Below are 10,476 nucleotides of genomic sequence, written 5' to 3'. Positions count from 1 at the left end.
CTCAGCGCGGGCCGGGGCGCACCAATCCGGTCTCGTAGGCCAGCACGACCGCCTGGACCCGGTCGCGCAGGTCCAGCTTCATCAGGATCCTGCCGACGTGGGTCTTCACCGTCGCCTCGGACAGCACGAGGCGCCCGGCGATCTCCGAGTTGGACAGCCCCTGGGCGACGAGGCCCAGGACCTCGCGCTCGCGCTCGGTCAGTACGGAGAGCGTCGGCGGCGCCGGGGCGCCGTTCGCCGGCAGCATCGGGGCGAAGCGGTCGAGCAGGCGCCTGGTGGTGGACGGCGCCACCACCGCGTCGCCGCTGTGGACCGCGCGAATCGCCGAGAGCAGCTCGGTCGGCGGCACATCCTTGAGCAGGAAGCCGCTCGCCCCGGCCTTGATCGCGGCGAAGGCATACTCATCGAGGTCGAAGGTCGTCAGGATGAGGATCTTGGGAGTCTCGGCATCGCCCACCGACCGCCCCTGAAGCAGCCGTCGGGTCGCCTCGACCCCGTCGAGCGCGGGCATCCGCACGTCCATCAGGACGACGTCGGCCGCTATGCCCTCCAGGAGCTCCAGTGCGGATAGTCCGTCGCCCGCCTCGCCGACGACCGCCATGTCCTGCTGGGCGTCGAGGATCATCCGGAACCCAGTACGCAGCAACTCCTGGTCGTCCACGAGCACTACCCGGATCGGGGCCGCCGGTCCGGTCGTCTGACCGTTGTTTATCAGGCCGCTGTTCATCAGGCCGCCTCGGCAACCCGGGCCAGCGAGACGGCCCGGTACGGCAGCACCGCTTCGACCCTGAACCCGCCCTCGGGCCTCGGCCCGGCCTCCACCGAGCCCCCGTACATCGCGACCCGCTCGCGCATGCCCACCAGTCCGTTCCCCTGCCCGTCGGTCAGCGCCCCCGCGCCGCGTCCGTCATCGCTCACGAGCATCCGCAGCTCGTCCTCACCGTAGTGCAGGGCGACCGTGGCGCTCACCCGCGGGCCCCCGTGTTTGCGCGTGTTGGTGAGCGACTCCTGCACGATCCGGTAGGCCGCCAGCTCCATACCCTGCGGCAGCAGCACCGGGACTCCCTCGACGGTGAAGTCAACGGTCAGACCGGTGGCACGGACCTGCTCCAGAAGGTCTTCGAGCTGATCCACGCCGGGCTGCGGCGCCCGGTCGACGGATCCGCCCTCGGACCGCAGGACGCCGAGAAGCCGGCGCATCTCGGCAAGCGCGGTGCGTCCGGTATCCGCGATTGCGCCTAGGGCGCGCCGCGTGGTCTCAGGGGACCGCTCCAGCGCGTAGGACGCCCCTTCGGCCTGGACCACCATGACCGACACGTGGTGCGCGACCACATCGTGCAGCTCGCGTGCTATTCGCGCCCGCTCGGCGGCGGCGCCGATCTGCGCCTGCTGGTCGCGTTCGCGTTCGAGCCGCCGCGCCTTGTCCTCCAGGTCCAGGTAGTACGCGCGGCGATAGCGCATCGAGTCACCCAGCACCCAGCCGATGACGACGGGAGCGGCCAGGACGCAGTAGACGACGACCCAGTCGGTCCACGGCCGGATAGTGATCGGTTGGACCCAGCGCACCAGCGCGATCACGGCGCCGAAAAGGCACAGGATGAGCCCGGGGACCGAGAAGCGACGCCCGCGATAGGCCGCCAGGGCGTAGAGCGCCCCCGGGACAGCCAGGTCCGACAACGTCGGGTTGGTGGTGAGCAGGACCTGCGCCGCGCCGACCGTGCAGACCGCGATGAAAGCGTGGAGCGGGTAGCTGCGGCGGAAGAGGATCGGCACGCCGATGCACAGGCACAGCACGAAGGCGACGTCGGAGGTCCGGCGGATCGAGCCGACCAGGCCGAAGAACACCAGCCCGGCCGCCATCACCCCGTCCACGAGGGTGGGATGCCGCTGGAGCCATTCGTACAATCGCGTCACCAGTCGAGCGTACGAAATCCGCGCGCCGCCCACCATGAGCCCCGAGGCGGAGGTCGCCGATCAGCCGCGGGCGGTACGGTCTCATCCCGTGGATGGACGCGAATATCTGCCCTGGTCGGAGGCGATGGACCGGGCTCTCTACGGGCCGGGCGGTTTTTACCGGGGCGCGGGCGGGCCGGCCGCGCATTTCCGCACGTCGGTGCATGCTTCGCCGCTATTCGCCCAAGCAGTCGCTCGGCTGCTGGCGCAAGTGGACGAGCTCCTGGAGCACCCCGGCGACATCGCGCTGATCGATGTCGGAGCGGGGCGCGGTGAACTGCTCGTCGGAGTTCTGGAGGAGCTGGCGCGGGCTGAGGGCACGCTGGCTGAACGGGTGACCCTGATCGGCGTCGAGGTGGCCGCGCGGCCGGAAGGGCTCCCGGAGGTCGTCCAGTGGCGTGGCGAACGCCCCGGCGGGGTGGTCGGCCTGCTCATGGCGAACGAGTGGCTGGACAACGTGCCCTGCGACGTCGTCGAGGCCACGGCCGAGGGCTGGCGGCTGGTCGAGGTGGCGCACGACGGCACGGAGCGGCTCGGCGCGGAGCCGGACGATGCCCAGCGGGCCTGGTTGGCGGATTGGTGGCCGCACGGGGAGCCGGGGACGCGCGCCGAAGTGGGCCTGACCAGGGACGCGGCGTGGAAGTCCGCGGTCGCCTCGGTAGAGCGCGGGGTTGCGGTCGCGATCGACTACGCCCACGGCAAACACAGCCGCCCGTCCTTCGGCACGATGACCGGCTACAGGCAGGGGCGGCAGGTGAACCCGATCCCTGACAGTTCCTGCGATATCACCTGCCACGTCGCGCTGGACTCGTGCGCCGCGGCCGCCGCTCCGCTTGTGGACTGGTCGACGAGCCACACGCAGCGGGATGCGTTGCGGGCACTGGGCATCTCAGGCGCACGCCCGCCGATCACGAGGGCGAGCAGCGATCCGCGCGGCTATCTGCGCGCGCTGTCTCAGGCATCCGCGGCAGCGGAGCTGACCGATCCGGCCGGGCTCGGCGGATTCGCCTGGCTGCTCCAGGGTCGCGGACTCGCGCCCGTGCTCGCGACCTCGCCGGATTGACCGCTCGCGCCCCACTGGACGGCCGTCCCGCGCGGACGGCGGAGATGAGAGACTTCCCTCATGGGACAGCTAGTCGAGCGGACGGCGGGGGTCGGCACCGGTCTGGCCACCGAGGACATGGTCCTCAACATCGGCCCGCAGCACCCGTCCACCCACGGAGTGCTGCGGCTGCGCCTGGTCCTCGACGGCGAGCGGATCGTCAGCGCCGAGCCGATCATCGGCTACATGCACCGCGGCGCCGAGAAGCTGTTCGAGGTCCGCGACTACCGTCAGATCATCGTGCTGGCCAACCGGCACGACTGGCTCTCCGCGTTCTGCAACGAGCTCGGCGTGGTGCTCGCGGCCGAGCGGATGCTCGGCATGGAACTGCCGGAGCGCGCGGTCTGGGCGCGCACCATGCTGGCCGAGCTGAACCGGGTGCTCAATCACCTGATGTTCCTCGGCTCGTATCCGCTGGAGCTCGGCGCGATCACCCCGATCTTCTACGCGTTCCGGGAGCGCGAGGACCTCCAGAGGGTGATGGAGGAGATCGCCGGCGGCCGGATGCACTTCATGTTCAACCGGGTCGGCGGCCTGAAGGAGGACCTGCCGGCCGGCTGGCTGGACCGGGCGCGCACCACGATCCGGATGGTGCGCCGGAGGATGGACGACATCGCCGATCTCATCCACGGCAACGAGATCTTCCGGGCGCGCACCAAGGGCGTCGGCGTGCTGACCCCGGAGCAGGTCGCCGCATATGGCCTGTCCGGGCCGATCGCCCGCGCCAGCGGCGTGGACTTCGACCTGCGCCGCGACGATCCGTACCTGGCCTACGGCGAACTCGGTGACGTGCTGCGGGTGGTGACCCGCAAGACCGGAGACTGCTTCGACCGGTTCGACTGCCTGCTGGAGCAGGTGCACGTCTCCCTCGACATCGCGGAGGCCTGCGCGGACAAGCTCTCCTCGCTGCCGCCCGGACCGATCAACCTGAAGCTGCCCAAGGTGCTGAAGGTGCCCGAGGGCGAGATCTACGCCTGGACGGAGAACCCGCTCGGCATCAACGGCTACTACCTGGTGTCGCGCGGGGAGAAGACGCCATGGCGGCTCAAGCTGCGCTCGGCGTCGTTCAACAACATCCAGGTGCTCGGCGAACTGCTGCCCGGGCACCTTGTCGCGGACATGGTGGCGATCCTCGGATCGATGTTCTTCGTGGTCGGAGACGTCGACAAGTGACGCCGCCTGCGCGGGCGGTCGACGCTTAAAGCGGGGCGTCTAAGCCGGCGTTTTGCCAGCCGAAAGCACTCAGGCGACGCCGCCGCGCACGTCCCGGACCGAGAACTCCAGCGTCTCGTCGTACGCGGTCAGATCCAGGACGGCGTCCGCGGCCGGGGTCGGCTCGATGACGGGCGCCATGGCCAGCGCCGCCTCGGACACCGCGCCGGCGCTCCCCGCGAAGGGCCGGAACGGCTGATGATGATGAATGTCCGGCTGCGCGGGCTCCTCGTCCTTCGGCGCGGGCTCCGCGGCATCGAGGGTCCGCTCATCCCACACCGCAGCCAGCTCGTCGAGCTCGCGCTCGGCGGCCCGGCGCGCCGCGCGCTCCTGCTCCAACTGGCGCCGGGCCCGCGATAGCTGGTCCTGCACCAAGCCCGAGTACTGCTGCTCGTGCTCGAGTTCGGCGCGCAGCCGGTCCGCCTCGGCGCGGTGCCGCAGCTCCGCCTCGACTGCCTGGGCCAGGTCGGCGCGCCGCCGCCGAGCCATCTCTGTGCTGCGCTGCTCGAGCCATCCCCGCTGCATCCAGAGCGTTCCGCCGCCGATCAGCGCGGCCACCGTCACGGTCGCGTACCCCGCCCAGGCTCCGGCGGAGCCTTGCACGGCGAGCGCGAGCAATGCGCCGAGCGCGGTGAGCAGGAACACTGCTATGCCCGGCCGGGCTCCCGACGAGCCCACCCCCGAAGTCTGCCGATGACGCATGGCCGGACTTTACTGGTAAGTACCACCGCTATGGAACACGGGTGTATGAACGAACAGTCAAGACTTCCCTTGATTGCCCGTCAGGTCACGTTAAGTCAGCTCCGTCAGCCGTGACCGGCGCCGGTACCACGGAGCGGGTTGACTCCTCCCGAGGCGACGCTGCGCTCGGCCGGCTGCTCCGGCGGCACTTTGAGGATCCGCTCCAGGAACAGGGCGGCCGCGACCAACGCCACGCCGGCGATGAAGGCGAGCAGGCAGCGCAGCGCCTGGGCCCTGTCCGCGGCGATGTCGAGCTTGCCCAGCAGGAAGAGCCCGTAGCCGCCATAGATGCCGCCGAACACCGCACCCACCAGGCCCGACGCCTTAGCCAGCACGAGCGCGCGGGCCGCCTGCAACGGGTCGACCGGCTTGACCGGGCGCTCCCGGGGATCGCGCGGCTCCCCGCTCGCGATACGGGCACGGGCCTTGCGATAAGCGTTAAGGCGCGACCGCAGGCCTAAGGCAACACCGAACACGGCAACGGCCAGCACCGCCAGGGTGATCGGCGCGGACAGCGGCACCGGCGGGATGCTATCGCCGAAGTGGTCCCACAGCCGCAGGACCGTGTACGCGAGCGCGACTGACACGGCGGTGGTCACGACGAGCACCCACGGTTTGGTCGCCTTCACAGCACCCAGTCTGTCAGCTCCGGCTCCCGACAGGCGACCGCGTCGCCGCCCGGGAGGCACTGCCCGGTCACAGTTGAAGCGCGAGATCGTCTCGCCGCTCGATCCCGCTCACCGGCTCGAGCGCGCCCAGCAGGACGGCGATCGGGCCGCGCCTGGGGATCCGCGCCTCCGGCTCCAGGTCGCGCCACGGCGCCAGCACGAACGCGCGCTCGTGCGCGCGCGGGTGCGGCACCGTCAGCGTCGCGTCGTGGCTGACCAGCTCGTCGTAGGCGACGATGTCGACGTCGATCGTGCGCGCGCCCCAGTTCTCGTCCCGCCGCCGGTGCAGCGCCTGCTCGATGGCCTGTGCGCGCCCTAGCAGGACGTGTGGCGGCAGGGCCGTGCTGACGACCACGACGGCGTTGAGGTACTTGGGCTGGCCGCTCAGGTCCTTGTACCCGGGCTCGCCGGGGACGCCGCCGAACGGCTCGGTCTCGTAGATCGGCGAGACGGCCTCGACCGTGACCCCAGGCGTGTCCACGAGCGCGTCGAGCGCGGCTTGGATGTTTTCCAGCCGTCGCCCGAGGTTGCCGCCGAGGGAGAGAACGGCGCGATGCGCGAAGCCGGGGACGCCGTCCGCGTTCAGCTCGCCGGGATGCAGGGTCATCGCGCGGCCGCCTCCCGACGGATCGTCACCGTCACGTCGTCGAAGGGCACGGTGATCGGCGCGTCCGGCTTGTGCACCGTGATCTCGGCCGCGCGCACCGCCGGATCGGCGAGGCAGGCGGCGGCGATCCGCTCGGCCAGCGTCTCGATCAGATTGACCGGCTCGCCCTCGATCAGCGCGACGATCTTCTCGGCCAGCGCGCCGTAGTCCGCCGTCGCGCTCAGGTCGTCGTCGCGGGCGGCCGCCCGGGTGTCCACGGACAGCGCCGCGTCGACGATGAAGGTCTGGCCCTCGGCCCGTTCGCGCGGATAGACCCCGTGCCGACCGCGTCCGCGCAGCCCGTGCAGCGTGATCCGGTCCTGAGTCCGCGCCCGATCCAAACCCTCGCCCATGCGCCGCTCCGTCAGTGTCCTCTTCGAGTCGGCCGGGGCCGATCACCGGCCGGCCGTGCAACGTGTACGACACCCGTCTGCCCACGGCACGGCCGTGAATAACCTGGTCAGGCGACTCTCATCCGGGGCGTGGGATCAGTCGGCCGAGTCGGGCGAATCGCCGCCCCCGCTGGGGAAAACGGGAGAGGAGTGGTGGGCGAACAGCAGCCAGCGCCCGTCGGCCATCCGGCGGAACACGTTCGTCGCCTCGGCCCGGCCCCCGGCGAAACCGGGCAGGTCGACCGCATCCGCGCTGGCCGGCAGATCGGTGAGCACGTTCTCCACGCAGGTGACGACCGCGATCTCGCCGCTGACCACCACGCGCACGTCCATGATGAAGAACTGAAGGTACGACAGGCGGGACATCACGACGGCCCAGGACATCAGCACCTTCGAGCGCCCGTGCACCGCGGGCTGTCCCGGGTGGACGCAGTGCGCGGTGTCGGCGTGCTCGCCGTCGATCCACAGCGCGCGGACCGCGTCAAGGTCGCCGTCCTCGACCGCCTGGTAGAACGCCTCATTGGCGAGGGCGACCGCGGCCTGCTCGGCGGTGAAGGGCTCTTCGTCGACCGGCGGCTGAGGCGCCATCAGCGGTTCCCCTCCCGGGTCAGGTAGCCCGGATCTCCGACTGCCGCGGCGACTCGCACGGCGTCTATGGCTTCTGCGGCGGCGTGGACGCGCACCGCCCACGCGCCCTGAACGGCGATGAGGGCGGCCAGCGCGATGGTGGCGACGTCGCGGTCGGACGCCGGACGCGGCTCCCCGTCCGGTCCGGCGAGCAGGCTGCCGAGGAAGCGCTTGCGCGAAGGGCCGACCAGCAGCGGGCGCCCCAGGGTGTGCAGCGCGTCGAGGTGGCTGACAAGGGCCCAGTCCTGCGCGGCGGTCTTGGCGAAGCCGAGACCGGGGTCGAGCACGATGCGCTCGGGGCGGATTCCGCCCTCGACGGCGTGCGCCAGCCGGTCGGCGAGCTCCCGGGCGACGTCCGCGACCACGTCGTCGTACACCGCGCGCGCGTTCATATCGACACTGTGCCCCCGCCAGTGCATGAGAATGTACGGGACTTCGGCCGCTGCCACGAACGGCACCATAGCCGCGTCTGCCAGGCCGCCGCTGACGTCGTTCACGATCGCCGCGCCGGCCTCGACCGCCCGCTCGGCCACCTCGGCGCGCATGGTGTCGACCGAGACGACGGCCCCCTCCCCGGCCAGTGCCCGGATCACCGGCAGGATCCGGCGCTCCTCCTCCTCGGCGTCGACCCGGAGGGCCCCTGGGCGGGTCGACTCGCCGCCGATGTCGAGGTAGTCGACCCCCGCGGCGAGCAGTTCCCGGCCGTGCTCGATGGCCGCCTCCGGGGCGAAGTAGCGGCCGCCGTCCGAGAAGGAGTCCGGCGTGACGTTGACGACGCCCATGACGGCGCAGCGGTCGAGCGCGGGCAGACCCTCCACCCGCCGGTTCGGTCGTGTCGCCAGCGCAGCCATGCCCCAAGCCTAGCGAGCCCCGGGCGACCCGGCGGTCGCTGCGCGCAGCCCGCCCCCAGCCCTCTACCCAGCCCGCCGCAGTCGCTCGGCCGGCGCTCAGCCGGCGCGCAGCGAGGCGGGCTCGGCCGGCTCCTTCGGGCCGCGGCGCAGCAGCGAGGGCAGGACCAGGAACGCCTCGGCCTCCAGGGCGGCCAGCGCGATCCTGGGCAGGTCCCGGGTCTGCCGGAAGGCGACGAACCGCGGCTCCCAGATCGGGCGGAACTTGGCGTTGAAGCGGTAGAGCGACTCGATCTGGAACCAGCGGGACAGGAACACCAGCAGTCCGCGCCAGCGCCGCAGGACGGGCCCGGCGCCGATCCGCTCGCCGCGTTCGAGCGCGGAGCGGAAGACGGCGAAGTTGAGCGACATCCGCTTGACCCCGAGCGCGCGGGCCTCGCGCAGCGCCGCCACGATCATCAGCTCGTTCAGCCCCGGGTCGGCCGAGCGGTCGCGGCGCATCAGGTCCAGCGAGAGCCCGTCCGTGCCCCAGGGCACGAAGTTGAGCACCGCGCGGATCTCGTCGTCCTTGACCGCGGTGACGACCACGCAGCGCCCGTCGCTCGGGTCGCCGAACCGGCCGAGCGCCATGGAGAAGCCGCGCTCGGTCTCGGTGGACCGCCCGTCGCAGGCCAGGCGCCGTATCTGGGTGATCTCCGCGGCCGGGATGTCGCTGAGCCGGCGCACCTGGCAGCTGTAGCCCTGCCGCTCGATCCGGTTGACCATCTGCCGCACGTTGCGCATCGGCCGGCCGTCGAGGGAGAAGTCGGCGACCTCGACGACGGCCTCGTCGCCGAGTTCGAGCGCGTCCATCCCGGCCTCGCGGTGCCAGATCTCCCCGGCCTGCTCGGAGCAGCCCATCACGGCCGGGATCCAGGCGTAGCGCTCGGCCCGCTCCATGAATGCCTTAATGGCGCCCGGCCAGGCCTCGGGGTCCCCGATCGGATCACCGCTGGCCAGGATCACCCCGGAGACCACCCGGTACGCGATGCAGGCCTTGCCGGTGGGCGAGAACAGCACGGACTTGTCCCGGCGCAGCGCGAAGTAGCCGAGTGAGTCACGCGGGCCGTGCTTCTCCAGCAGACCCCTGACCTGCTCCTCCTGAGCGGGCGTCAGATGCGCGACGGGCTCGGCCGGGCGCAGGAACAGGTAGAGGGTGACCAGGACGGTGAGCAGTCCGAGGCCGAAGAGCGAGAGGTAGATGTAGTCCCCGTAGCCGTCGCCCCTGAAGTGCATCGGCCCGCTGATGCCGGCGAGCCCGAGCAGTACGTGATAGAAGCGTTCGAACAGGCCGTCGCCGCCGATGATCTCGTGCGGGCGGGCCGAGACCAGCGTCAGGCCGAGGACCACGTCGGCGGCCGCCATCACCCAGAAGGTCCAGATCGCCCGCCACCGGGAGCGCGGGTCGCTCAGCGCGTAGAACTCCGCGCGGAAGACGAGCAGCAGCACCAGCAGGATCAGCGAGAGCGTCACCCCGCCGAACGTCTCGCGCCGGATCAGGTGCACCGTGATCGATACGCCGAGCAGCGCGACGACGCCCATCCAGGCGCGGTGCTTACGGCGGCGCAAGGCGTGGGCGAGCGAGAACAGCAGCACGCCGACGATCAGGGTCGCGGCGACCGGGTACGGGTTGATCTGATTGACCGGCACCTGGACGCCGGGCACGAAGTGGCCGAGGCGGTGCAGCGGCCCCATCCGGCGCACGCGCGGAAAAAGCGCGGACAGGATGTCGAGGATGCCGATGAGGTAGCACGCGAGCCCAGCGACGCGTGGGATCCACGGATGCTTACGGGGGCGGGAGAGCACCGACCCGGCGACGTTGGCGATCGTGGCGGTCAGGTCTCCGCCGCTGCTCGTGTCGGCGGCCGGGCTCGCGTCATCGCCGCCGTCTGCGATCGTGCCCTCATCGCGGCTGGTTTCACTGCCTGCGGCGACGGTCGCGCGATCTCTCGCGCCGGTTGCGCCAGAAGAACCCGTACGCCTGTCCGCGTCCGTACGTGTGGTCGAGTCGGCGGCAGACCCGGCCACCGGTGCCGCACCTTCCGTAGACCTGACCTGTCCATCGGGGGCTACGGTCGCATGGGTCTGCTTCGCCCGAGCTGACTGCTTGACCTTGACCTGCCTCGTCGGCTGTCCGGCCCGCTCACTCCGCTCCTGCACGGAACCGTCCGTGCCGGAGCGTTCCGCGCTCGCGTCCTCGACGACGACCGTCTCGCCGGTCTTCGGCGCACTCTTCACGTCCACATTC

The 10,476-nt window shown here is 71.2% G+C and carries 11 protein-coding genes; 2 read left to right on the top strand and 9 right to left on the bottom strand.

Annotation, left to right across the window (positions count from 1 at the left end; translation table 11 throughout):
* Window position 1: 1 nt before the first annotated feature.
* Both VGZ32_RS26970 and VGZ32_RS26965 read right to left on the bottom strand, forming a co-directional pair.
* Window positions 2-727, bottom strand: a complete 726-nt coding sequence (locus VGZ32_RS26970) for a response regulator transcription factor (protein WP_326889029.1) — start codon at window positions 725-727, stop codon at window positions 2-4.
* On the bottom strand, window positions 727-1,914 hold the full coding sequence (locus VGZ32_RS26965; RefSeq protein WP_326889028.1) for a sensor histidine kinase: 1,188 nt from the start codon (window positions 1,912-1,914) through the stop codon (window positions 727-729). The genes VGZ32_RS26970 and VGZ32_RS26965 overlap by 1 nt, the downstream gene beginning before the upstream one ends.
* A gap of 88 nt (window positions 1,915-2,002) precedes the next feature.
* On the opposite strand from VGZ32_RS26965, the gene VGZ32_RS26960 reads away from it, so the two are divergent.
* Both VGZ32_RS26960 and VGZ32_RS26955 read left to right on the top strand, forming a co-directional pair.
* On the top strand, window positions 2,003-3,016 hold the full coding sequence (locus VGZ32_RS26960) for an SAM-dependent methyltransferase (RefSeq protein WP_326889027.1): 1,014 nt from the start codon (window positions 2,003-2,005) through the stop codon (window positions 3,014-3,016).
* A gap of 60 nt (window positions 3,017-3,076) precedes the next feature.
* Window positions 3,077-4,228, top strand: coding sequence for an NADH-quinone oxidoreductase subunit D (locus VGZ32_RS26955; protein ID WP_326889026.1), 1,152 nt, complete (start codon window positions 3,077-3,079; stop codon window positions 4,226-4,228).
* A gap of 69 nt (window positions 4,229-4,297) precedes the next feature.
* On the opposite strand, the gene VGZ32_RS26950 is transcribed toward VGZ32_RS26955, so the two are convergent.
* The 7 genes from VGZ32_RS26950 to VGZ32_RS26920 all read right to left on the bottom strand — a co-directional run bounded on the left by VGZ32_RS26950 (window position 4,298) and on the right by VGZ32_RS26920 (window position 10,055).
* Window positions 4,298-4,969 carry a hypothetical protein gene (locus tag VGZ32_RS26950; protein WP_326889025.1) on the bottom strand — a complete coding sequence of 224 codons (672 nt, stop codon included), beginning with the start codon at window positions 4,967-4,969 and terminating at the stop codon, window positions 4,298-4,300.
* Between the two features lie 104 nt (window positions 4,970-5,073).
* A complete protein-coding gene (locus VGZ32_RS26945) occupies window positions 5,074-5,637 on the bottom strand; it encodes a DUF3180 domain-containing protein (protein WP_326889024.1) in 564 nt (187 codons plus the stop codon).
* A 67-nt stretch (window positions 5,638-5,704) separates the two neighbouring features.
* Entirely contained in the window at window positions 5,705-6,283 is a 579-nt protein-coding gene (folK, locus tag VGZ32_RS26940) for a 2-amino-4-hydroxy-6-hydroxymethyldihydropteridine diphosphokinase (RefSeq protein ID WP_326889023.1), read from the bottom strand.
* Window positions 6,280-6,675 carry a dihydroneopterin aldolase gene (folB, locus tag VGZ32_RS26935; RefSeq protein WP_326889022.1) on the bottom strand — a complete coding sequence of 132 codons (396 nt, stop codon included), beginning with the start codon at window positions 6,673-6,675 and terminating at the stop codon, window positions 6,280-6,282. The genes folK and folB overlap by 4 nt, the downstream gene beginning before the upstream one ends.
* 135 nt (window positions 6,676-6,810) lie before the next feature.
* Entirely contained in the window at window positions 6,811-7,302 is a 492-nt protein-coding gene (locus tag VGZ32_RS26930; protein ID WP_326889021.1) for a nuclear transport factor 2 family protein, read from the bottom strand.
* Window positions 7,302-8,192 carry a dihydropteroate synthase gene (gene folP / locus VGZ32_RS26925; protein ID WP_326889020.1) on the bottom strand — a complete coding sequence of 297 codons (891 nt, stop codon included), beginning with the start codon at window positions 8,190-8,192 and terminating at the stop codon, window positions 7,302-7,304. The genes VGZ32_RS26930 and folP overlap by 1 nt, the downstream gene beginning before the upstream one ends.
* Before the next feature lie 96 nt (window positions 8,193-8,288).
* A complete protein-coding gene (locus VGZ32_RS26920; protein ID WP_414642610.1) occupies window positions 8,289-10,055 on the bottom strand; it encodes a phosphatidylglycerol lysyltransferase domain-containing protein in 1,767 nt (588 codons plus the stop codon).
* Between the last annotated feature and the right edge of the window lie 421 nt (window positions 10,056-10,476).

Origin of the sequence: Actinocrinis sp. (assembly GCF_035938995.1) — a bacterium.
In the GTDB taxonomy this organism is placed as follows: domain Bacteria; phylum Actinomycetota; class Actinomycetes; order Streptomycetales; family Catenulisporaceae; genus DASZGI01.
The sequence above is the reverse complement of the archived record's forward strand: the minus strand, read 5'-3'. Positions and strand labels throughout refer to the sequence as shown.

Bases quoted from the DNA above. Each gene is read 5' to 3' on its own strand.
- VGZ32_RS26970 (WP_326889029.1), bottom strand. From the start codon at position 727: ATGAACAGCGGCCTGATAAACAACGGTCAGACGACCGGACCGGCGGCC.
- VGZ32_RS26930 (WP_326889021.1), bottom strand. From the start codon at position 7,302: ATGGCGCCTCAGCCGCCGGTCGACGAAGAGCCCTTCACCGCCGAGCAG.
- folK (WP_326889023.1), bottom strand. From the start codon at position 6,283: ATGACCCTGCATCCCGGCGAGCTGAACGCGGACGGCGTCCCCGGCTTC.
- VGZ32_RS26955 (WP_326889026.1), top strand. From the start codon at position 3,077: ATGGGACAGCTAGTCGAGCGGACGGCGGGGGTCGGCACCGGTCTGGCC.
- VGZ32_RS26950 (WP_326889025.1), bottom strand. From the start codon at position 4,969: ATGCGTCATCGGCAGACTTCGGGGGTGGGCTCGTCGGGAGCCCGGCCG.
- folP (WP_326889020.1), bottom strand. From the start codon at position 8,192: ATGGCTGCGCTGGCGACACGACCGAACCGGCGGGTGGAGGGTCTGCCC.
- folB (WP_326889022.1), bottom strand. From the start codon at position 6,675: ATGGGCGAGGGTTTGGATCGGGCGCGGACTCAGGACCGGATCACGCTG.